This window comes from Oscillibacter sp. (assembly GCF_040505565.1).
Classification (GTDB): Bacteria; Bacillota; Clostridia; order Oscillospirales; family Oscillospiraceae; genus Oscillibacter.
This window is the reverse complement of record NZ_JBEUWZ010000007.1, coordinates 1-22,055: the sequence shown is the minus strand read 5'-3', so window position 1 is coordinate 22,055 and position 22,055 is coordinate 1. Positions and strand designations below refer to the sequence as shown.

25 protein-coding genes and 1 other RNA gene are annotated in these 22,055 nt (G+C 55.4%); 6 read left to right on the top strand and 20 right to left on the bottom strand.

Features of this window, described 5'->3' with window-relative positions:
- Nucleotides 1-60 precede the first annotated feature (60 nt).
- Together ABWQ15_RS02930 and ABWQ15_RS02925 are read right to left on the bottom strand one after the other, a co-directional pair.
- A complete protein-coding gene (locus ABWQ15_RS02930; protein WP_353907332.1) occupies nucleotides 61-897 on the bottom strand; it encodes a 3-hydroxyacyl-CoA dehydrogenase family protein in 837 nt (278 codons plus the stop codon).
- Between the two features lie 60 nt (nucleotides 898-957).
- A complete protein-coding gene (locus ABWQ15_RS02925; RefSeq protein ID WP_353907331.1) occupies nucleotides 958-1,734 on the bottom strand; it encodes an enoyl-CoA hydratase-related protein in 777 nt (258 codons plus the stop codon).
- A 436-nt stretch (nucleotides 1,735-2,170) separates the two neighbouring features.
- Here ABWQ15_RS02925 and trmB point away from each other — a divergent pair, with 436 nt between their 5' ends.
- Nucleotides 2,171-2,869, top strand: coding sequence for a tRNA (guanosine(46)-N7)-methyltransferase TrmB (gene trmB / locus ABWQ15_RS02920; RefSeq protein ID WP_353907330.1), 699 nt, complete (start codon nucleotides 2,171-2,173; stop codon nucleotides 2,867-2,869).
- An 84-nt stretch (nucleotides 2,870-2,953) separates the two neighbouring features.
- Here the strand turns inward: trmB and rplT are convergent, their stop codons facing one another.
- The 4 genes from rplT to ABWQ15_RS02900 all read right to left on the bottom strand — a co-directional run bounded on the left by rplT (nucleotide 2,954) and on the right by ABWQ15_RS02900 (nucleotide 4,676).
- Complete coding sequence (rplT, locus tag ABWQ15_RS02915; RefSeq protein ID WP_353907329.1) at nucleotides 2,954-3,307, bottom strand: 50S ribosomal protein L20; 354 nt, start codon at nucleotides 3,305-3,307, stop codon at nucleotides 2,954-2,956.
- 35 nt (nucleotides 3,308-3,342) lie between these two features.
- A complete protein-coding gene (rpmI, locus tag ABWQ15_RS02910; RefSeq protein ID WP_014117495.1) occupies nucleotides 3,343-3,540 on the bottom strand; it encodes a 50S ribosomal protein L35 in 198 nt (65 codons plus the stop codon).
- Nucleotides 3,541-3,575: 35 nt separating this feature from the next.
- Nucleotides 3,576-4,148 carry a translation initiation factor IF-3 gene (infC, locus tag ABWQ15_RS02905; RefSeq protein WP_353907328.1) on the bottom strand — a complete coding sequence of 191 codons (573 nt, stop codon included), beginning with the start codon at nucleotides 4,146-4,148 and terminating at the stop codon, nucleotides 3,576-3,578.
- Nucleotides 4,149-4,409: 261 nt separating this feature from the next.
- Entirely contained in the window at nucleotides 4,410-4,676 is a 267-nt protein-coding gene (locus tag ABWQ15_RS02900; protein WP_353907327.1) for a hypothetical protein, read from the bottom strand.
- Nucleotides 4,677-4,731: 55 nt separating this feature from the next.
- Between ABWQ15_RS02900 and ABWQ15_RS02895 the strand changes: the two genes are divergently transcribed.
- Nucleotides 4,732-5,646, top strand: a complete 915-nt coding sequence (locus ABWQ15_RS02895; RefSeq protein ID WP_353907326.1) for a DMT family transporter — start codon at nucleotides 4,732-4,734, stop codon at nucleotides 5,644-5,646.
- A 37-nt stretch (nucleotides 5,647-5,683) separates the two neighbouring features.
- On the opposite strand, the gene ABWQ15_RS02890 is transcribed toward ABWQ15_RS02895, so the two are convergent.
- From ABWQ15_RS02890 to ABWQ15_RS02830, 13 genes are all read right to left on the bottom strand, one after another.
- Nucleotides 5,684-6,052 carry a metal-dependent transcriptional regulator gene (locus tag ABWQ15_RS02890; RefSeq protein ID WP_353907325.1) on the bottom strand — a complete coding sequence of 123 codons (369 nt, stop codon included), beginning with the start codon at nucleotides 6,050-6,052 and terminating at the stop codon, nucleotides 5,684-5,686.
- A gap of 179 nt (nucleotides 6,053-6,231) precedes the next feature.
- Nucleotides 6,232-7,563, bottom strand: a complete 1,332-nt coding sequence (locus tag ABWQ15_RS02885) for an EAL and HDOD domain-containing protein (protein WP_353907324.1) — start codon at nucleotides 7,561-7,563, stop codon at nucleotides 6,232-6,234.
- A gap of 319 nt (nucleotides 7,564-7,882) precedes the next feature.
- A complete protein-coding gene (locus tag ABWQ15_RS02880; protein WP_353907323.1) occupies nucleotides 7,883-8,233 on the bottom strand; it encodes a thioredoxin domain-containing protein in 351 nt (116 codons plus the stop codon).
- A complete protein-coding gene (locus tag ABWQ15_RS02875; RefSeq protein ID WP_353907322.1) occupies nucleotides 8,230-9,957 on the bottom strand; it encodes a phospho-sugar mutase in 1,728 nt (575 codons plus the stop codon). The genes ABWQ15_RS02880 and ABWQ15_RS02875 overlap by 4 nt, the downstream gene beginning before the upstream one ends.
- Nucleotides 9,958-9,972: 15 nt before the next feature.
- Nucleotides 9,973-10,278 (bottom strand): putative signal transducing protein, encoded by a 306-nt coding sequence (locus ABWQ15_RS02870; protein WP_353907321.1) that lies wholly within the window; start codon nucleotides 10,276-10,278, stop codon nucleotides 9,973-9,975.
- 44 nt (nucleotides 10,279-10,322) lie between these two features.
- On the bottom strand, nucleotides 10,323-10,805 hold the full coding sequence (gene rlmH / locus ABWQ15_RS02865; RefSeq protein WP_353907320.1) for a 23S rRNA (pseudouridine(1915)-N(3))-methyltransferase RlmH: 483 nt from the start codon (nucleotides 10,803-10,805) through the stop codon (nucleotides 10,323-10,325).
- Nucleotides 10,793-11,578 (bottom strand): MBL fold metallo-hydrolase, encoded by a 786-nt coding sequence (locus tag ABWQ15_RS02860; RefSeq protein WP_353907319.1) that lies wholly within the window; start codon nucleotides 11,576-11,578, stop codon nucleotides 10,793-10,795. Before ABWQ15_RS02860 ends, rlmH begins: the two co-directional genes overlap by 13 nt.
- A 211-nt stretch (nucleotides 11,579-11,789) precedes the next feature.
- Entirely contained in the window at nucleotides 11,790-13,088 is a 1,299-nt protein-coding gene (gene murA, locus ABWQ15_RS02855; RefSeq protein WP_353907318.1) for a UDP-N-acetylglucosamine 1-carboxyvinyltransferase, read from the bottom strand.
- A 365-nt stretch (nucleotides 13,089-13,453) separates the two neighbouring features.
- Complete coding sequence (locus tag ABWQ15_RS02850; RefSeq protein WP_353907317.1) at nucleotides 13,454-14,254, bottom strand: hypothetical protein; 801 nt, start codon at nucleotides 14,252-14,254, stop codon at nucleotides 13,454-13,456.
- Nucleotides 14,255-14,278: 24 nt separating this feature from the next.
- A complete protein-coding gene (locus tag ABWQ15_RS02845; RefSeq protein WP_353907316.1) occupies nucleotides 14,279-15,556 on the bottom strand; it encodes a hypothetical protein in 1,278 nt (425 codons plus the stop codon).
- A gap of 28 nt (nucleotides 15,557-15,584) precedes the next feature.
- A complete protein-coding gene (locus ABWQ15_RS02840) occupies nucleotides 15,585-17,387 on the bottom strand; it encodes an ATP-binding protein (protein WP_353907315.1) in 1,803 nt (600 codons plus the stop codon).
- A 104-nt stretch (nucleotides 17,388-17,491) separates the two neighbouring features.
- A complete protein-coding gene (locus ABWQ15_RS02835; RefSeq protein ID WP_353907314.1) occupies nucleotides 17,492-18,190 on the bottom strand; it encodes a response regulator in 699 nt (232 codons plus the stop codon).
- Nucleotides 18,191-18,209: 19 nt separating this feature from the next.
- On the bottom strand, nucleotides 18,210-18,752 hold the full coding sequence (locus tag ABWQ15_RS02830; protein WP_353907313.1) for an NUDIX hydrolase: 543 nt from the start codon (nucleotides 18,750-18,752) through the stop codon (nucleotides 18,210-18,212).
- A 238-nt stretch (nucleotides 18,753-18,990) separates the two neighbouring features.
- On the opposite strand from ABWQ15_RS02830, the gene smpB reads away from it, so the two are divergent.
- From smpB to ssrA, 4 genes are all read left to right on the top strand, one after another.
- Complete coding sequence (smpB, locus tag ABWQ15_RS02825; protein WP_353907312.1) at nucleotides 18,991-19,395, top strand: SsrA-binding protein SmpB; 405 nt, start codon at nucleotides 18,991-18,993, stop codon at nucleotides 19,393-19,395.
- Nucleotides 19,396-19,488: 93 nt separating this feature from the next.
- The gene (locus tag ABWQ15_RS02820; RefSeq protein ID WP_353907311.1) at nucleotides 19,489-20,028 is read left to right on the top strand and encodes a peptidylprolyl isomerase; all 540 of its coding nucleotides are present in this window, start codon (nucleotides 19,489-19,491) and stop codon (nucleotides 20,026-20,028) included.
- Nucleotides 20,029-20,071: 43 nt separating this feature from the next.
- The gene (locus tag ABWQ15_RS02815) at nucleotides 20,072-20,827 is read left to right on the top strand and encodes an SDR family NAD(P)-dependent oxidoreductase (RefSeq protein ID WP_353907310.1); all 756 of its coding nucleotides are present in this window, start codon (nucleotides 20,072-20,074) and stop codon (nucleotides 20,825-20,827) included.
- A gap of 205 nt (nucleotides 20,828-21,032) precedes the next feature.
- Nucleotides 21,033-21,396, top strand: a transfer-messenger RNA (tmRNA) gene (gene ssrA, locus ABWQ15_RS02810).
- 325 nt (nucleotides 21,397-21,721) lie between these two features.
- Here ssrA and ABWQ15_RS02805 read toward each other — a convergent pair.
- Nucleotides 21,722-22,055, bottom strand: a 334-nt coding sequence (locus tag ABWQ15_RS02805) for an IS3 family transposase (protein ID WP_353907309.1), incomplete at its 5' end; no start/stop codon positions are given.

Here is a 22,055-nt window from a genome sequence, read left to right as displayed (position 1 = left end):
GAAGCATCAACTGCTCGTTTGACAGATGAAAATCCATACCTTTTACTCCTTCTATTGAATTTACTTGGAATAATCGTAGAAGCCCTTACCGGTCTTCTTACCCAACAGACCACCGCGAACCATCTTGCGCAAAAGCAGCGCGGGACGATATTTAGGATCGCCGGTCTCGCTGAACAGAGTTTCCATGATCGCCAGACACACATCCAGGCCGATGAAATCGCCCAGAGCCAAGGGGCCCATGGGATGGTTTGCACCAAGCATCATGGCCTTGTCAATATCGCCCACGGAGGCGACGCCGGTCTCAACAAGGCCGATGGCCTCGTTGATCATGGGGATGAGAACCTTGTTGACCACAAAGCCGGGAGCCTCGGCAACCTCGATGGGATCCTTGCCGATCTCCTTGGACAGATTGTAGACAAAGTCGAAAGTCTCCTGGGTGGTGTTGGCGCCCCGGATGATCTCCACCAGCTTCATGCTGGGAACGGGATTGAAGAAGTGCATACCAATGACGGGATGCTTCAGGCCGTGGCCCATCTCGGTGATGGAAAGAGAAGATGTATTGGAAGCGAAGATGGTGCTCTCCTTGCACATGGCGTCCAGCTCATTGAGCAGTTCTTTCTTGGTGGCCATGTCTTCCTTGACACACTCAATGATCAGATCGGCATCCGCAGCGGCAGATTTCTCATCCACCAGCACGTTGGCCATCAGGGCGTCCATCGCCTCCTGGGTCATCTTGCCCTTCTCGACGCGCTTCTGCAGGGACGCAGCCAGCTTGTCCTTGTGCTTCTGGGCGGAAGTGACGGAACTTGCATACATCAGAGCGGTGTGACCCTTGGCCGCAAAAACCTGAGCAATACCGCTGCCCATAGTACCGGCGCCAAAAATTGCAACTTTCATACGAATCCTCCTATTAAATTCAAATAATATCGTGGGATTTATTTTATAAACGCTGACGACTCAGCCATTTACAAACGGATCGTGCTTCCGCTTTTCAATGAAAGCGGACATTGCATTCTTCTGGTCCTTGGTCTCAAAACAGGAGCCAAACAGCTTCTCCTCTACCACCATGGCTGCATCCATATCCACCTGCAGCCCGTCGTTGACGGCCTTTTTACACGCGCGGACCGCAATGGGGGCATTTCCAGCAATGCGCGATGCCATCTTCTCAGCCTCCGCCATCAGCTGGTCGGTGGGATAAACGGCTTGCACCAGCCCGATACTCAGGGCCTCCGGGGCCTTGATATTGCGAGCGGTATAGATCAGTTCCTTTGCTTTGCCGGGTCCGATCAGGCGAGCCATACGCTGTGTACCGCCAAAGCCCGGCGTGATGCCAAGACCCACCTCAGGCTGTCCGAAGACCGCCGTGTCGGAACACAGGCGAATGTCACAGCTCATGGACAGTTCGCAGCCGCCGCCCAAGGCAAAGCCGTTTACCACCGCAATGGTGGGAACGGGGAGTGTTTCCAACTTGCGGAATACATCATTTCCGTGCTTGCCGAAGGCCTCGCCTTCCGCTTTGGTCAATTCGCTCATCTGCGCAATATCTGCGCCAGCCACAAACGCCTTCTGTCCCGAGCCGGTGACGATCAGGCACCGGATGGCGGCTGGATCGACAGAATCCAACGCCTTGTCCAACTGAGAGATAACCTCATCGTTCAGCGCGTTCAGCGCCTCGGGACGGTTGATGGTCAGGACTGCAATATCGCCCCTATGCTCCAATTCAACAAACGCCATGTCTTCCTCCTTCAATACTTGTCAAAGGTATATGCCATCTGGAAAAGCAGACTTTGCTAAAATACTCACAATGTCCATTATAGTTTCTCTCACTCCAATTATCAAGTCCAATCGTGGAAGAAATCTAACAATTCTTGCTTTTTTACACTTCTTACAAATTCATTGCACAAATTTATGCTTTTATGTGAATTTATTAACAGATATTAAAAAATTTGGCACCTCGGGGCAAATTTTTTTCGCTCCGCATTTACATTTACAAAGAAGAAAAACGTGCTATAATGAATGTTATATCGCTATATGTGCACTTCGGCACTCCGTACCGAAGCACCGAGTTTAAGGCCACACCGCTGGAGGCAGCGCATGGCTGAAAATTATGATAGCATGATGAAATCATGCTATCATAATTTGCTTTTATTATAGGAGGAATGTATCCGTTATGCGAATGCGAAAGAAAAAAAATCTGGTCCCCCGGATGGAGCGGTGTGCCGCCCTGCTGGTTTCCGACCCCTATTCCATGTCTGGCCGGTGGCGGACGCTGAAGCCCGGTGCCCGGGAGCTGCGGGTGGAGCTGGGCTGCGGCAAGGGACGATTCACGGCGGAAACCGCTAAGGACGAACCGGACGTGCTATTTATCGCGGTGGAGATCGTCCCGGACGCAATGGTGGTAGCCATGGAGCGATGCCGCGCCGATGGGTTGGACAATGTCTTTTTCGTGGACGCCAACGCCGACCAGCTTCCCTCCTTTTTCCAGCCCCACGAGGTGGACCGCATCTATATTAACTTCTGCGATCCCTGGCCAACTAAACGGCACGCTAAGCGCCGCCTGACCCATGGAAATTTTCTCAAACTGTACCGGAAGGTCCTGATATCTGGTGGGCAGATCCATTTCAAAACGGACAACTCTCCCCTATTTGAGTTTTCCGTGGAGGAGATCCCGCAGTTCGGCTTCACTCTTTCCGAGGTAACCCGGAACCTCCACGCGGACGGTCCCAAGGGGGTCATGACGGACTACGAGGCTAAGTTCCACGAGTTGGGAACACCCATCAACCGTCTGGTCGCCACCATGGTGGAGTGGACGGAACCGGAGCCTTCCCCGGCGGATGGAGCAGAAGGAGATCAGATTGCCGCCCACTGACCGAAGGGGTGGAGCGAAACCATGATGCCAACAAGGGCAGGTATCCGATTGGATACCTGCCCTAACGTTTTATAAACGCCGCTCTTATGCGGGCTTTTTTGCCATCTCGGCCAGCTGCGCAAATGCGGCAGTGTCGTTGACGGCCATCTCAGCCAGCATCTTGCGGTTGATGGTCACACCGGCGGTCTTCAGACCGTGCATGAACGTGGAGTAGTTCATGCCGTTGATCTTGCAGGCCGCGGAGATGCGGGTGATCCACAGCTGGCGGAAGTCGCGCTTCTTCAGACGGCGGCCGGTATAAGCGTAGCTCAGGGACTTCATGACCGCTTCGTTTGCGATTCTGAAGTGCCGGGACTTGTCGCCCCAATAGCCCTTGGCCAGCTTCATGATTTTATTTCTTCTCTTGCGCGTCATCATCGCGCCTTTTACTCTTGCCATATTAAAATGCCTCCTATTCTAAACCGTTCAGTATCTTATTTGTAGGGGATCATCTTGCGGATCGCGTCCACATTGGTCTTATCCGCATAGGTACCGGTGCGGAGGCGGCGTGTACGCTTGGTGTCCTTCTTGGTCAGGATGTGGCTCTTGAAGGCGCGGGCGCGTTTGACCTTCCCGCTCTTGCTCAGATTGAATCTCTTCTTGGCACCGCTGTGAGTCTTCAGCTTCGGCATAATTGAAATCTCCTTCCGTGTGTTTGAAAAACCTGTTATTTACCAATTTTAGGAGAGAGGAAGATAGACATCATCCTGCCCTCCAGCTTGGCGGTCTTGTCCAATGCGGCGGTCTCGGCGCACTGCTCGGCAAACCGGTCTAACAGGGCCCGACCGATATCGGTATGAGCCATCTCGCGTCCGCGGAAACGGACCGAAACCTTGACGCGGTTGCCTTCGGCAATGAACTTCTGGGCATTTTTCAGCTTTGTGTTGAAATCCCCAATGTCAATGCCGGGGGACATGCGGATCTCCTTGATCTCCACTACATGCTGATTCTTCCGGGCTTCTTTTTCCCGCTTGCTCTGTTCAAACCGGAACTTTCCATAGTTCATCAGCTTGCACACGGGCGGCTTTGCCTGCGGCGAAATTTTCACCAGGTCCAGGCCCTGTTCGTCGGCGATCTTCTGCGCGTCGGCCGAGGACATGATGCCCAACTGCTCGCTCTCTGCCCCGATCAAGCGGATCTCCCGGTCCCGGATCGCCTCGTTCAGTTCATGCTCTACACTGCTAATAGTCCAAGCACCTCCATTCAAAAATTGCAAAAAACGCGGGTGCCAATCCGGCATCCGCGTAACTCCCCAGACAGGGCGCACCTTCCAAAATCGGAAACGCGCCTGCCAACAAACCGCCAAAGGCAGCTTGAGTACGATGTTGACCTCTTTGCCAATTGGCGGGAGGTGGAGCGGATGCATTCAGCTCTCTTTGTTTTTCCTAGTTACTATACCAGCCCCGCTCCCGTTTGTCAACCACCGGTTCCATATTTTTTTAATTTCTTTTACTTTCTTTCGAATAAAAGATTGCCAAGTGCGGCAAACTATTCACCGTACTCAGTGAACCGAAGGGAGGTGTGCAGCATGGCCCAGAACCGTGAAAACAATCAGCGCGATGACCGCCAGCAGGACCAGCCGAACCAGCAGCGCCAGAACCAGCCGAATCGGCAGGACAGTCAGCGTCAGAATCAGGAAAACAGGAAGCAGAACTCTACTCAGCGCTAAGCTATTCGTCGTCCGCCGGGAAGCGAGATTCGCTTCCCGGCGGTTCGCGCGTTTGTGCGATGCAGAAAACGCCTGGGAAATGGTCCCTTGCGATTTCATATTTAAAGTGGTATCGTGTTCTTATATTGTGTGCGCCATGCGCAGGAGGATACCTATGAAATTGCCAAAGCGGACCTCTCTGGGATACTTTTTCGCCCTGTTCACCGTGGTAGTATGGGGAACCACGTTCATCGCCAGCAAGCAGCTGTTGACCGTTTATACTCCCGCCCGCATCATGCTGATGCGGTTTGTCCTTGCCTACATCGCGCTGTGGATGATCCGGCCCCGTCTGTTGAAGCTTCCGTGGAGATCGGAGATGCGCTTCGCCGCACTGGGGCTCGCCGGCTGCTCTTTATATTTTTTGACGGAAAACACCGCCCTGCTCCACACCACCGCCGCCAATGTCAGTATTATTGTCTCCGCCGCCCCTATCTTCACAGCGATCCTGGCTCACTTCGCCATTGACGAGAAGTTTCACCGGAACACACTGTTCGGCTTCCTCGTGGCCTTTTCCGGAGTGATTCTGGTGGTGTGCAACGGCGCTTTCGTCCTCCACCTCAGTCCGGCGGGGGATCTTTTAGCTCTGCTGGCCGCCTGCTGCTGGGCGGTGTACTCCGTACTCCTGCGCAGAGCGTCGGGGGAACTGGACCCGATTCTGGTCACCCGGCGGACCATGCTCTGGGGCCTCGTCACCGCCATCCCCATGGCCGTTCCCGGGGGATCGTTTTCCCTGTCGCCGCTGACCTCTCCCCTGCTGGCGTTCGACCTTTTGTTTCTGGGGCTGATCGGCAGCGCGCTTTGCTATGTGCTGTGGGCAAAGGCCTTTGCGCTGCTGGGCGTGGTCCCCACCAACAACTGCATTTATTTGATTCCCTTTGTCACCATCGTGGCGGCCCACTTCACGCTGAAGGAACCCGTGACCTGGGCGGCGATTCTAGGCGCAGGCCTCATCACCGCCGGGGTGGTTTTGGCTCAGAGGCGAAAGGCGAACGACGACGCGACGCGGGAAGCGTTCTCGAAAGAAGCATAAAGTACGGCCCGCCGTATTGGCGGGCCGCTTCCTATTTTCATCTGGATCTCTCCACGAACTCTGTGATGCGGGCGAAAGTCTCGTTGTTCAGGTCGTGTTCCACCTTGCAGGCATCCTCGGCAGCAATTTTTGAAGAAACGCCCAAAATCGTAAAAAACTCCGTGAGAGTCTTGTGGCGTCCATAGATCCGGGAGGCAATTTCCATACCGCTGTCGTTCAGCGTGATGGTTCCGTCCCCCGCCACGGAAATATATCCGTTTTCCCGCAGCTTTTTCATGGCGATGCTGACGCTGGGCTTGGAGTAGCCAAGTTCGTTCACGATGTCGATGGATCGCACAGACCCCAGCCGCCCCCGCAAGATCAGTATTGATTCCAGATAGTCCTCTGCCGACTCATGAATCACCATGACCCTGCCCCCTCATTGATAGATTTACAGCTGTGCTCTCACATCGCTGACAGCTGAATATGTCTATGTTAGCACAAATGGGGAAATTTGCAAGCCTGTACCACGGAAGTTTTTTACGTGCTCCTATCGTTATACGTAATTTAACCATGCCATAAACGATGTCGTGTTGATCGGAGCAATTATATGTTCTCGTCGGAAAGGTCAGAGGTTTCCGGGGCAGTGATCCTGTCCCAGATGATATTGGCGCGATCCACGGAATCGAAATATACGCTGGTGAGCAGGTTCGTGGGGATATGAAGTTCCTCCGCCAAACTGCTGATGCGTTCCCAGTCCGCCCGTTCATAGCTGAGAAGCAGAGCATACAGTTTGCCGGCCGAGCCCTCCTGATAGAGCAAGGCGTTTTTAACTTCATCCACAACCGGTACTTCGGACAGGATTTCCTCCATAGGTGCGTCTACCAGATAACCCAGCGTTGAGAACATGCCGATCAGATAGGCGTCGCCCTTGGAAATGGATAGCGTATTTTGTGTATAGTCGATCAGGTCGCTGCAGAAATTCGCCCGCAGGAAAGACAGCTTGAGGAACTCCTCGGAGGACGGATCGATCTCATTTTCCGCATTGCTGGCGCTGAGAAGGTAGATCCACTGGCGCAGCTGACCGAGACCCAAAGTCATGATCGCCTGACGGATGGTGGTAGAGCGGTGCGTTGAAGAAAAATAGACGGAGTTTGCCATGCGCAGCAGTCCAAAGACTAGGGACGCGTCTTGAGAGATCATCCGCTCAATATCGTCAATGTCCGGCTCATCCTGCGTGACAGCCACCATCAGCCTGAAAAAGTTGCTTTGCAGATATCCGCTGGTATGCGCTTTTGAGGAGAGCTTTTCTGCCACATAAGTACCCTCCAGCGCATCTGCGCGCAGGTGAACGGCACAATTATAAAGTTCCTCACTGGTGATATTCGTGGCGATGCACTTCTTATCCATACTGTGGGCAAGTTCAATGATGTTGGACAATGTGGTCACCGGATTCGTGGCAAAATTCAACTTAATGTAATGAATTTTATCCATAAGCGCCAGATACCGAGGGGCGAATCTGAACTCGTTCACCGCAATTTTGTAGCCCTCTTTTGCAAACTGCTGGACAAAATGCATGGCCAGCGGATGGATGATTACGTTGTCCTCGATCTGAATGACCAATTCGGACTTTTTAAATATCCGGGGTGCCTTCTTCATCAGAAGAGTCGGTGTAAAGGTCATGAAATTCAGAGTTCCTGTCAGAGCTTTTTCAGTATTCTGCGTTAAGAAATTATAGATCGCATTTGCTGCGGCAAAGTCATTGCTGGAAGCGGGAGCATTGGATGCAGGGGACGTGGAAACGTCGGCCTCCTTTGAAACAGCGGAGAGATCATCATCGCCAAACGCCTGATTTTCGCCGTAGTAAAGAAGCTCATAGCCAATAACATTGCTGTCCTTGTCTTTGATTGGCTGCCGTACAATATACTTGCTGCTCACCGTATTTCTCCTTTCGACAGGCTGCGAAAGCTTTTTACCCTGTTGCGCCTGCTTTTATATAAGGTATCTTTTCTATTTTAATCGACAAAAATCGAAATAAAATAATACTTTTTTGATTTTATCTGCAACCGCAAACTGCTATAGACTATTTTTACACCAGCCAAGTCGGGAGTTGTCTTTGCTGTTGGCAAAACAAGTGGAGCCAGAATGACCATATTGGTCATCCTGACTCCACTATACCTTATACCTATTTCGTTTGCGTCTGCTCAAATACGCACTCGTCTATGAGCACTGTCCAAATGGAAGCGGACCCGCCTGTTCATAAATATTGTTCCAGAGCGGTACGGAGCTGTTCGTCCGAAGGAGGAACGTTCCAGAACAGAGGCCTCCCGTTTCCGGTCAGAACGGGCAGATAAAAGCCGTCTGGGTCCTCAAGCGCCGCGTGGTTGGCCCGGCAGCCGGGGCAGTATGAGGGCTGGCACACGCTCTCAAATCCCCGGGCCGCAATGGCATCCTCCGCCGTAATCTTTTCCACCGTACCGCGAAGGCCCAGATCCCGGATCGCCTCTTCCACCCGCTGCAGGTAAAAGTCATTCCGGGTGCAGGCGGATGCGTACAGGCACAGCTTTACAGCACCATCCCCTGCGGTTTCTTCCTGCGGCGTTCTCATTTTTGCAGCGCCGCCGCCCACGCGCCGTATTTCTTGAGATTCGCGGTGCAAACGTCCTGATCGGCCCCCAAAGTGAGGATGTAGACCTTGATTTTGGGCTCGGTGCCGGAAGGACGGACAATCATGGCGGTGCCGTCCGCCATCTCGAACCGCAGAACATTGGACCCGCACAGCTCCATTTTGCTTTTCGCGCCGGTGGCACAGTCGGTCACCGTCCCGTCGGAATAGTCCTTGCGGACCGTCACCCGCACGTCCGCGATCTCTGCGGGCGGATTTTCCCGCAGGGACTTCATCAGCTCTGCCATGTCCTTTAAACCGTCCAGACCCGGCATCACCAGATTATAGGTCTTCTCGGCGTACTGCCCATATTTCTCATACAGCTTTTCCAACGCGTCAAACAGCGTCATTCCCTGAGTTGCGTACCACGCGGCCATCTCGGTGAGCAGCATGGAGGCAGTGACAGCATCCTTATCCCGGACATAATCGCCCAGCATGTAGCCGTAAGACTCCTCGTAGGAAAAAATGACCTTTCCCTCACCGCTGGATTCCAGGGCGTTCTTCTTCTCCGCCATGAATTTGAAGCCGGTGAAGGTGTCAAAGCACTCTACGCCGTTGAACTCCGCCACCTTCCGGGCCATCTCCGTAGTGACGATGGTCTTCAGCGCCACGGGCCGCTCCGGCAGCCGGCCGGCCCGCTTCATGGCTCCGATCAGGTAATCCAGCAGCAGTACGCCGGTCTGGTTGCCGGTGACGGGGCGGAACCCGCCGCTCCTGTCCCGGACCATAATACCCACGCGGTCGCTGTCTGGGTCGGTCCCCACAATGAAATCCACGTCGTTGGCTTTGGCCAGATCAATCGCCAGATAAAACCCGTCCGGATTTTCCGGGTTGGGAGAAACCACGGTGGGGAAGTTGCCGTCAATGACCATCTGCTTCGGCTCGCAGAGGATGTGCTTCACGCCCAGCGCCCGCAACGCTTCCGGCACCAGCTTGTAGCCGCAGCCGTGGAACGGGGTGTACACCAGTTTGAAGGTGTCCGCCACCTTGGCGACGCTCTCCCTGTCGTTGATCATTGCGGTGACCTGTGCCATGAATCTTCTATCCGTCTCCTCGCCCATCACGGTGACGCGGCCGGATTTCAGCGCGTCCTCCCACGACATGGTCTTTACACCGCCAAAGATGTCGATCTCCTCCATCTTTTTGGCGACGGCCGCAGCGTGATGGGGCGGCAGCTGCGCGCCGTCCTCCCAGTAGACCTTGTATCCGTTATACTCTTTGGGGTTATGGCTGGCAGTGACGTTGATGCCCGCAATGCAGCCATATTCCCGCACGGCGAAGCTCAGCTCCGGCGTGGGGCGGAGAGAATCAAAGATGCGGACGGAAACGCCGTTGGCCACGCAGACACCCGCGGCCTCCCGTGCGAATTCCATAGAGTGGTTGCGACAGTCCATGCAGATGGCGACGCCCCGCGACGCCGCGTCTCCGCCCTCCGCCAGAATCACCTTGGCAAAGGCCTGGGTGGCGTGGCGGATCACATGGACGTTCATGTTGTGCAGACCCACAGCCATGACGCCCCGCAGCCCTGCGGTTCCAAACTCCAAAGGGCCGTAAAACCGCGCCTCGATCTCTTTTGGATCGTCCTTCAGCGCGGACAGCTCGTCCTTCTCCGCTTGGGACAGGGCGGGACTTTTAATCCACTTCTCATACTCCTGCATGAAATCCATGGGATTCCCCTCCTTTTATTCTTCATCGCCCAGCTGGGCGGGATGGTTCAGAATCGCTTTGGCGTCTTCCAGCATGGACTGGGGAACGTAGATGTCCACGCCCCGTCCGGCAAAGCCGAAAATGACCTTGCCCAGTGAGCCGGACTTGAACGCGGGAATACCGCAGCCGTTCAGCATGGACAGCAGCACGTCCGCGCCGCCGCCCAGCTCCGACTGCGCTGCGATCAACAGCGCGGCCTGTTGGGGTTGGCCGTCTGGGCCGGTGGGCCAGTGCTCCGGCAAATCGCCTTGACGAAAGCCCCAGTTGGTCTCTTCTTTCATTGGGTTTTCTCCTTTTCTTAAGAAATCAGCCAATTTTTTAAGTCTTATTTGTGATACCGGCTCCCCGCCTGAATTTGATACGCCCGGTAAATCTGCTCCAACAGCATCACCCGCGCCAGATGGTGGGGAAAGGTCATAGGGGACATGGATAGGCGCAGATCAGCCCGGGCTTTCAGCGACGGGTGCAGCCCCACACTGCCGCCGATCAGGAAGGTAAGCTGGGACGCGCCGGAAACGGCGAAGCTGCTCAGCGCCTCCGCAAGAGCCGGGGAACTGAGCTCTGTCCCCTCAATGCACAGCGCGATCAGAGCACCGGATTTAGGGAGCTTCGCCTCCACCCTGCCAGCCTCCTCCAAAAGAGCCTGTTCCATCTCGGCGGGAGAGGGCATTTCACTCAGCCGCGCTTCCGGAAGCTCCACAATTTCCGGTTTGCAGAATCGGGACAGCCGCTTTGCATACTCAGCCGCAGCGTCCGCGTAAAACTTCTCCTTCAGCTTCCCAACACATAGGATGGTTACTTTTTGCATACAGCCTCCGATACTTTATGGCAGGGACCCACGCAGTCTCTTGAAGCCACGGACAGAGTCGGCGCTTCCCCGGCCACCGCCAGCGCGGCGGACACGGCGGATAGGGCGGCGTCCGGCGTGTTATTGTCCTTGCTCAGATGAGCGAGAACCACCTCCAGTGTCCCATCCCGGCAGGACTGGACCGCGAACCGCGCCGCGGCCTCGTTGCTCAGATGCCCCTCGTCACTTAATATGCGCTGCTTCAAAAAATAGGGGTACGCCCCCCCGCGGAGCATATCCACATCATGGTTGGCCTCCAGCACCAGCAGTGGTACGCCGGAGAGAACGTCCGCCGCCTCGTCAGTAACATATCCCGTATCGGTCAGCAGGCCGAACTCCCCAATGCGGAACCCGGCGGAGCCTGGCGCGTCGTGGGATGTGGGAAAAGGGTCCACGTCGCAGCCGTCTACTGTGAACCGCTGACCCAGAACAAAGGGTGACAGGCGGCCTTCCATCCCGGCCAGCCGCCGCCGCAGGTCCCGGCCAGCCGCCTCGCTGGCGAAAACAGGGCCGTCCCACTGCTTCAAAAGGGTTTGCATCCCCGCGATGTGATCGGTGTGCGTATGGGTGATGAGGATTCCGGACAGGTCCTCCAGTGACCGGCCCAGCTCCCGCAGAGCAGCGGTGATGCGGCGGCAGGAAATGCCCGCATCCACCAGAAGGCAGACGCCGTCCTGTTCCAGTAATGCGGCGTTGCCCGAGGAGCCGCTGGCCAGTGTATGTAAAATCGTCAAAAAAAGTCCCCCGTACATCAGAATGTGCAATAAATCGCAGTCTGCGGCGGTTCATTTGCCACTGATGAAAAAATGCGTCCGTGATGGAGATGGTCGACGAAAGTCGGCGACCTCCATCGCGGACGCGGATATTGATAACTGAACAAAGTCTGCACGCCCCATTCCCTCTGATGAAGTCAAAGAGGCGGCTCCGACTGAAACGGTCTTGGTTTTAGCCGATGTGCGCTTCCAGCTGGTCGTTTTCGTTCGGATCCTCGACCACCCGGATACTGGCTCCCAACGCCCGGAGCTTGTCCACAATCCGCTCGTAGCCCCGCTCAATATACTGCACACAGCTGACCTCGGATTCGCCTTTTGCAGCCAGCGCCGCAATAACCAGCGCCGCACCCGCCCGCAGATCGCAGGCCTGAATGGGTGCTCCGGTGAGATGGTCCACACCCTGCACCACCGCGGTTTTATCATCCACCTGAATGCTGGCTCCCATGCGCTTCAGCTCATCCACATACCGGTAGCGGTTGTTCCATACGCTCTCTGTCACCAGCGACGTCCCTTCCGCCAGAGAGAGAACTGTGGTCATCTGAGGCTGCATATCCGTGGGGAAGCCGGGATAGGGCATGGTCTTTACGTTGGCCTTGTGCAGCGGCTCGCTGCGCCGGACCAAAAGCGTATCCTCTCGCTCCTCCACCTCCACGCCGCACTCCTGCAGCTTGGCGGTAATACAATCCATATGCTTGGGAATAATATTTTTTATCAGGATCTGTCCGCCGGTGGCGGCCACTGCCGCCATGTAGGTGCCAGCTTCAATCTGGTCGGGAATAATCGCATAGCTTCCGCCCCGGAGGCGGGAAACGCCCTGAATCTTGATGGTATCCGTGCCCGCTCCCCGGACATTGGCCCCCATGGAGTTGAGGAAGTTGGCCAGATCCACGATATGTGGCTCCTTCGCCGCATTTTCAATGACAGTGCTACCCTCCGCCAAAACAGCGGCCATCATAATATTCATCGTTGCGCCAACGGAAACCACGTCCAGATAGATGTTGGCTCCGTGAAGTCTGGGCTGTTCACAGGAAGCGTGAATGAAGCCGCCCTCCACCACCACGTCGGCCCCCAGAGCCTTGAAACCCTTGATGTGCTGGTCGATGGGACGGACCCCAAAATTGCATCCGCCGGGCATGGCCACCTCAGCCCTCGCAAAGCGGCCCAACAGCGCCCCGATCAGATAATAGGACGCACGGATACGCCGCGCCATCTCATAAGAGGTGCGAGTGGAACGAATATGCGTGCAGTTAATCTCCACCGTATGGGGGTTGATGGAGCGGACAGACGCTCCCAATTCATCCAAAATAGTAAAAAACAAATGCACATCGGAAATCTGGGGAATGTTTTCAATGCGGCAAACACCGTCCACCAAAAGTGCGGCTGGAAGAATCGCCACGGCCGCATTTTTCGCACCGCTGATCTCCACTTCGCCAAACAGGGGCTTACCGCCCTGTATCACATATTTTGTCAAACCAAAAACCCTCTCTTTTACATCAAGGCAGACCGCCTGCTTTCATTGTACCCTTTGATGAAACTTCCATACAAGAAAACAGGAGATCAAAATAATCCAGCTTTTACCAAGTTTGCGCGGCATATTTTGATGATTTTACGCGCCGTCCGCATTGCATCATGTCCCGGTGTGTCGAACAGGCGGTCCCGTGGCAGATAGAGCCGCTACAGACTTGGTTAGCATAGCACATTTTACCACACATTGCAAGAAACGCAATCAAAAATTTCGGAAACATTCGGAAAGGCAAAAGAATCCTTGCTCAGGCAAAAAAAGGTATGCCGCTTTTTTTATTGCAACCATCTAGGAGCCTATTCGACCGCCCAAATCTACGCATGCGTGACCGCACTGGTGGAGCAATTCACATAATAATCGACTGTATCCGTGACCACACGCCAGGTAGGCGTCAGAGTCAGGGCGGAGGCGGTATTCTGAAATTCATAGCAGCGATAAATGCCGGTGACGGCGCTGACCACCGCGCCGGAGGTCCGCCGCGCCTCCAGAAAGGCGGTCAGAGCGGTAGATGCGGTGATGAGATTCTCACTTTGGGATATGGTGGAATTGGAGGGCAGAAACGTACCATAGACAGAATGAAGAACGTTGTTTTCCGCCAGAAATGTAACGGAACAATCCTCCACGGGATAACCCTGACAAAGCTGCCGCACGGTAACTGTGCCGCCGCCGGAGGCATTAAACCACTCGTCGGGAAGCTCGCAGCCGTGATTCCGGCAGAACTGCTGTCCCAATGCGGAGGGGTTCCTCCCCAGCTCTCCTGTGATCTCAAAGGCGCCTGAGGCGCGAAATACTGCCCGCCCCAGGTTGGAGGTATAGGTGAGGATGCCGCCGCCCTCGTCGGCGGCAGTCAGTTCATTCCCCAAAAATGTTGCGGCTAATGCTCTTTCCGCCGCAGTGTCCCGCGCCAGTGTCAATGCGGCAGGAGGCGGGTCAAAGGAGACGGCAGATTCGCTGAGCGTCACACCCTCACCGGCGAAAAGCTTCACCAGCTCCTCCGTGGCCTGGCTCTGGGAGGCGACCTGTTGAGCCTGCCGCATTCCCAGTGTCCCAAGAAGAAACGCATTCACCAGCACGAGGGTGAGAATGATAATATTTTTCAGCCGGTACGTCTCCATTCCGCGCGCTCCTCCCTGTTCTCTTTACTCCACCAGCCATTGTGCGGCGGCAGTACTTCCGCTGTCCACATAGTAGACGGAAAGTTTCTTCCCCGGATAGCTGCGGGCAATGGACAGTGCCTGCGCCAGCGGCAGCAGCGTCCCTGTGCTCTCCCCCGCTGTGTATTGCCGCAGCCGCAGCGACAGGCGGGTAACAGCCGAGCCCTCCAGTGTGACCTCCGCGGCGGCACCGCCGTCCGTAAACCGGATTGGAAGTCCGTTGTATTGATAGCCAAAGCTCATCGTCGTCGAAATTCCATCGAATCTGTAACTCTGAAGAAAGAGCTCGGCGCTGCTTTGGGCAGGGAGCAACTGGGACAGCAGCTGATAGACCCCCACCACGACCTCCGCCTCCGTGGGCGTCTCGCCCGCAGAGGCAATACTCAGCGTCCCGCTGCTGCCCTGATAGGAAACTTCGCCGTCGGAGCGGATGCTCAGGGTCCGGTCTCCCTCCACCACCACCTCCGCGCCGGAGGACTCCGAGTATCGGAAATTGGTGTGGGGGTTGAATGACAGCGCCAGCATCAACGCACTTGAATCGGTGACGGCACTGGTCACGCTCAGATTCGGCGGAGGAGCAAGCTGATCGGAAAACAGAGAGAACGGGGCCACATGGCTGCAATTCTCCGGCTGATCAAATGCAAACCAGGCGCTGCCCAACTGGTACTCTGTCACCACTTCCCTGAGGCTTTCAGCCGTGAGGGCAGTGGTGCAGACAAAGCAGGCGCTGCCGCCGTCCCACAGAAAGAGCTGGACCGTGCTCCCCTTGGCCTGAAGCAGGACACGGCGGGCGGAGAGGTCTCCGCCATCCCAGCCGGCCCCTACCAGTCCCGCCAGTAAGGGAAGCGGCAGCGCGCTGTCAAAATCATAGTAGACGGAGCCGCCGTAATCTGCGCTGACACGCAGCGCAGAACGGAAATCATCCACGCTGCAGCCCTTCATGGCCCCGGCGGAGCCCAGCGCTTCCATCAGAAGATTTCCCGGCTGTGCAAAGTCCTCACTCACGGTGGTCAAAGACAGATCGGCCCAGCGGCCGTATGCCCCGGTGACAGCGACGCGCACCGGCTCGGCGAGGTCTGTCAGGCCGGAGACACCCTGCGCCTTCTGGACGGAACCGGCGGAAAACAGATCGGAGAGATATCCGGTGCCGGCACGGAGGTTATAGCGCTGCGTCTGGACAAACAGCGTCACAGCGGACGTGGTCAGCAGGACGATGGCAATGTTTTGCAGCAGGTTCCGCCGCCTTTTTGCTTGCTGGTCCATGGCCGCGCTCCTTTCCTCTCCAATAGCATCACGCCTTCTGCCCTTTCTGACGGATGGGCAGCGTCAAGCGAACTGTGGTTCCCGGCCCCTCGTGCCGGGCAAGGCGAATGGTCCCGTGGTGCCGTTCCACGATCTCCCTGGCGATGGAAAGGCCCAGCCCCGTTCCTCCGGACTCCCGGGAGCGAGCCTTGTCCACCCGGTAGAATCGCTCAAAAATGTGCTCCCGATCCTTTTCCGGGATGCCGATTCCGTCGTCGGACACCTCCATCCATACATGCTCCCCGACGATTCCGGCGGTAATCCGAATGTGGCCGCCATCGGGGGTGTATTTGATGGCGTTGCCCAGAATATTCATCATCACCTGCTCCAGTCTCTGACGGTCCCCGTAGATCAGGGGCAGCGGCTGTGCAGGTCCCCACTTCAGCTCGTGGCCCCTGTGCTTGGCCTCCAGTGCGTTGGCCCGGACCACACTGGAAATGGCCTCGCCAAAATCAAAGCGGGTGCAGTTCATCTCCGTGTTTCCCGCATCCAGCCGGGAGAGTGTCAGCAGATCTTGAACAATGTGGGTCATGCGGTCTGTCTCATTGATAATAATGTCCAAAAAGCTGTCGGCGGTGGCCTGTGGAATATCTCTTCCGCTGCTTCGCAGTGTCTCCGCATAGCTGCGGACATTGGTGAGAGGAGTACGCAGCTCATGTGACACATTGGCGACAAACTCCTTACGCCGTTCCTCGCTGCGGTGGTGCTCCGTCTCGTCGTGCAAAACCACCAGCACACCGCCGCTGGCCTTGTCCGAAAACGGGGCGAAGTACAGTTCCAGCGTCTTGTCCCCCGCCATCATCTCCGCATCGGCATAGTTGGGCCGCTGAAGGTCCAGAATCTGAGTCAGCGGATAAACGGAGCCGAACAGCTCGTCATAGACCGTCTCCTTGGGGACAGAGCGCTGAAGTAGCTGCGTGGCGGCGGGATTGCAATGAATTAGCGTCCCGTCGTGGTCAAAGGCCACCACTCCGTCGGTCATGTGAAGGAACAGGGTGTCCAGCTTATTCCGCTCGTTCTCCACGGCGTTGAGGCTGTCCTGAAGCACATCCGCCATGTGGTTGAACGTGCCGGTCAAAATACCGATTTCATCCGGGGACTCCACCGGCAGCTTATTGCCAAAGTCTCCGCCCGCCAGACGCTCCGCCCCCTCCGTCACCTTTTCGATAGGGCCGACGAGGGTCTTGCTCAAAAGGTAGCTGAACAGCACAGAGATCAAAAGTCCGATCATCAGCGCCTGCATGATGATGGTAAAAAGTTTCTCGTTCAGTCTGGAAACAGTGTCCCGGTTGTCAAGGATATAGATGATATAGCTGTTCTCCCCGTCGGAGAGTGGAAAGGCCGCATCCATATAGTCTGCGGTCAGATCGCTGCGGTCCCCCACCGAGCCGTTCAAGGCAGAGATGAGATTGGGCGTGGACGCCAGAATCGCGCCACGTTCATCCGACTCCGCTAAAACCGCTCCGGAGGAGCCGTCCAGTATGTAATAGTTCCGGGTACGGGAATCAATGCCCAGAAGACCGGCGTTGGCCTCCAGAATCTTCTGCATCTGAGCCGCGCCGTCAGGCGCGGCGGCGGCAGACAAAAGGTCCGACATGAATCTGGCGTTTTTGGCCAGCGCGGTGCCGTCCGTCTCCACATCGGAGCCGAACATATCGTTCATCTGCTCATAAAAGCTGTCAATATAGAAACTGGACACGTTGGTGGTCAGGAACGCTCCCACTGCCGCCATCAGCGAGGTAATCAGCAGCAGCATGATGAGCATCAGCTTCATATGGAGACTTTTAAACATTGTGGCACCTCTTTTCTCCGGGAATCTGGGAGCCGCGTCTTCCGGCCGCTTCGCCGCGCGGCTTGGCGAACTTTTCAGCACAAAGGGAAGTCAGCCACCCCTTATTACGTTGAAAAGTAATATCCCGCCCCGCGCCTTGTGAGTATGTATCGCGGATTGGCCGGGTCCGCTTCAATTTTTTCCCGCAGCCGCCGGACAGTGACGTCCACAGTTCGGGCATCGTCACCCACATATCCGTAGTTCCAAACCTGTTCCATCAGATCAATGCGGGCATACACCTTATTGGGATGACTGGCCAAAAACGTCAAAAGCTCGTACTCCCGCTGGGTCAGTTCAATCACCGACCCGTCCCGGAAGACCTGGTGGCAGTCCGTGTTGATGGAGAGGTCTCCGGCGATGGTCATGGTTCCTTCGGCGGCGGGCGCGCTCATGACGGTGCGGCGGATATTGGCTCCCACCCGGGCAATCAGCTCCCGCATGGAGAAGGGCTTTGTAATATAGTCATCCGCGCCGATCTCCAGCCCGAGCACCTTGTCCGTCTCCTCCTCCCGTGCGGTCAAAATTACCACGGGCACATTGTTGTGTCCCTTTCTAAGCGTGCGGCAGACATCGAACCCATTCATTTTGGGAAGCATGACATCCAGCAAAATCAGATCCGGCTTTTCAGACTGCGCCTTTTCCAAGCCATCCTCGCCGTCATAGGCCTCCAGCGTAGCATAGCCTTCCCTCTGGAGGTTAAAGCACAGAATATCGACGATATTTTTTTCGTCCTCCACGATCAACACGGTTTTTTTCTGTTCCATGGAGTCTCCTCTCAAAATCTCAAAGATTCAGCAAAAGCTTCGCTTTCAGCACGGCCGCAATCGTCTTCCCGTCTTCGATCTCACCCCGGACGCAGCGGTGGACCATCTCGTCGAAGGGAATGCGCTCCTGAACGAGAAATTCGTCCTCATCGGGCTGTGTGCTCTCCATATGCAGCCCCCGCGCCAGGAACAGATAAAGCTCCTCACCCAGACATCCCGGAGACGGAATCAGCTTCCCCATGGGCAAAAACTCGTCCGGCACCGCGCCGGTCTCCTCTTTCAGCTCCCGCAGAGCACCCGTTGCCGGGTCCTCGCCCGGTTCCAGCTTTCCCGCCGGGATTTCCAGCAGCGCCCTGTCAAACACATAGCGGTATTGCGTCACGGTCAGCACATTGTTCTCATGGTCCAGCGCCACGATTGCGACGCAGGGACAGTGGTCCGCCACCTCGCGGACGGCGGTCTTCCCGTCGGGCAGCCGCACCTGGTCCACATGGACATTAAAAATTTTCCCGGCATAGATATCCTTCCGGGAAATGAGAGTCTCCTTTAAATTTTCATACATCTGATATGCACCTGCGATTCTCTGTTTTTGGCTGTCAACAAACATACAATAAATCACTCTGTGGCTATTATAGCAAATACGCAAAAAAATGACAATGTTTCTTTTACTTGAAGATTGGGCAGGATTATGTTAAAATACCAGCATCTGACATGACGGGTCCCGGAAGGAGGCGCTTTCCACGGAGAAAAAGGGAATTAAAATCGCAGCGCAAAACCGCAAGGCATACCACGACTACTTCGTGGAGGAGAAATATGAGGCGGGCATTGAGCTCTTCGGTACAGAGGTGAAGTCCATCCGGGCCGGAACGCTGAATCTGAAGGATGCCTGGTGCTCAATCCAAAGCGGCGAGCTGTTTGTCAACGGCATGCACATCTCTCCTTACGAAAAAGGCAATATTTTCAACAAGGACCCTGAGCGGGTCCGCAAGCTCCTGATGCACAAGAATGAGATCCGCAAGCTTCAGGCTCTGGTCAAACAGGATGGATACACGCTGGTCCCTCTGTCTGTCTACTTTAAGGACGCCAGAGTAAAGCTGGAAATCGGCGCGTGCAAGGGCAAGAAAAACTATGACAAACGAGATACCATCGCCAAGCGGGACGCGGAGCGGGAGATGGACCGTCATATGAAGGAAAGGAACCGCTGAAGCCGGAAAATCGTTAACCGGGCCGAAGGAGCAGACAAAGCAAGCGGCAATATGATTCGGCGAAAAAACGGAGAGAAGAAAGGAATTATTTCAATGTCTGAAGTGAAAAACCCCATTGCCACCATTACCATGGAAAGCGGCAAGGTGATGAAAGCGGAGCTGTACCCCGACAAGGCCCCCAACACCGTGAACAATTTTATCGCCCTGGCCAATTCCGGCTATTATGATAAGCTGATTTTTCACCGTTGCATCCCCGGCTTCATGATTCAGGGCGGCTGCCCTCTTGGCACCGGTACCGGCGGCCCCGGATACACTGTCCACGGTGAGTTCTCCGGCAACGGCTTTCAGCAAAACGACCTGCGCCACACGCTGGGCGTCCTTTCCATGGCCCGGACCATGGCGCCCAACAGCGCCGGAAGCCAGTTCTTCATCATGGTGGACGACGCGCCCCATCTGGACGGGCAGTATGCCGCCTTCGGCAAGGTGTTGGAGGGTGAGGACGAAGCCGTCCGCATCTCCGAGGTGAAGACGGATTTCAACGACAAGCCCAAAACGCCGGAGGTAATTGCCTCCATCCGGGTGGACACCCTGGGCGTGGAGTACCCGGAACCGGAGAAAAAGGCCGAGCGGTAAGAAGAACCGCTGCCCGATTTTTAATCGGAAGGAAGTGTCTTTTGTGAAAATTGCCATTGTCACCGGCGCGTCCTCCGGCCTGGGCCGGGAATTTGCCCGTCAGTTGGTGGCCGAGTTCCCGGAGGTGGAGCAGCTTTGGCTGATTGCCCGGCGGAAGGACAAACTGGAGGATGTGGCCGCATCGCTGCCCCGTCCGGCGTTGTGCCTGGGGCTGGATTTGTGCGACCCCATGAGTTTTACCACGTTTCAGGAAAAGCTCCTTTCTGAACAGCCACAGGTACTCCTGTTGGTGAATAACGCCGGGTGCGGGTATCTGGGCAATCTGGGGGAGACGAATACGGTGCTTGAGACCCGCATGATCGACTTGAACCTGAGGGCTCTGACTGCCATCACAAATCTGACCATCCCTTATATTCCCCGAGGCGGGCGGATCATCAACGTGTCCTCCATTGCCGCTTTCTGTCCCAATGCCCGAATGACGGTCTATTCTTCCTCGAAGGCGTTTGTCTCCCACTTTACCGTGGGCCTTGGCGAAGAGCTTCACAAGAAGGGAATTTCCGTCACGGCCGTTTGCCCCGGACCTATGGCCACAGAATTCTGCGATGTGGGCAATATTACCGGCAATTCTGCAATGTTTAATACGCTGCCCTACTGCGACCAGGTCCGCGTGGCCCACGGCACTTTGCTGGCGGCAAAATATCGCCGCACGTTCTATACCCCCACGATGTTCTATAAGTTTTACCGGCTGATCGCCAAGCTGACTCCGGCGAAGCTGATGGTAAAATTTACAAAAACATAAACTTCACAAAATTGTAACAGACTTCGGTGGAGAAGTATGCTATAATTTCAAACAGTATGATTTTGCTTTCAAACCCAAGCAATTTGTACCCCAATCCGGCAGGAGCGGTCTGCAAGTTCTCAAATTCTCCTCATTCCGCCGCAGGCAACGGAGCGTTGCGGCGGAATGGGGTATGGTAGTGGAGTGCAGTTTGTTTCCTCGATACGGGGGTGTACCGGTTTCGACGGGGATATGGAGGCGAGACCAGCGGGCGGATGCGCCTGTCATCCAAAAAACGGGCAATTTATAAATTAAACAACAATAATACTGTTGCTTACGCTGCCTAACTAAGGCAGCCGTCCGACCCGGAAGGACCGCGAGCCGGGAAGGGCGTCGTTTAGCGGTAAATGTGCGTACGCTAAGCTTTGCGCGTGCCATAAATTATGAAGCTCACTTGACCCGCCGGCGTGATGGCTTGCCGGTGGCGAGGGGAACGGGGAGAGTAAGACTCCCGAAATAACCGTCTGCGCCCGGAGAAAGTCTCGTTAAAGTGTTTTCGGACGGGGGTTCAACTCCCCCCACCTCCACCAAAAAAGAAGTCTTGAGAAATCAAGGCTTCTTTTATTTTTGCTTAGAGGCACAATGGATTGATGATTCACTGTTGATTGGCATTCATCCATAAAAGAATGGCTCATGTGCAAAAATAATTGAAAAATTGCACACGAATTTGCACACGAATTTAGACATGAAAAGGATCCCCGTGAGAACCGCACTGGCTCCCACGGGAGATTGCTTTATTCTTTTGGAGTTTTCTTCTCAAATTTGAGTTTGAAATCAGTATTTGATAGTTCACTCGTCTCTACATTATGGAGAAGTCAAGAACCGTTCAGAATGTGAACACCCAAAATCTGCAGTTTATGCGGCCAGGCCTCTGGCGGCCTGACGATACATAACCGGCGGCAGACCGCCGGGGTTCGCAGTATAGATACGCTGGCGATTATAGTAGGTCATGATGTACCGGAACACGATGCTCTTAACCTGTTCCATGGGCATCCGCTCCGTCCTGATTCGATAGAGTTTTTCCTTCTTCAACGTCGCAAAAAAGCTCTCCATTCTGGCGTTGTCGTAGCAGCGGCCCGTACCGCTCATGCTTTGAACCGCACCGTATTGCGCCAGCACCTTCCGAAATGAGGAGCTGGTAAACTGGCTGCCGCGGTCGCTGTGCAGGGTCATTCCATAGGCTCCCTGC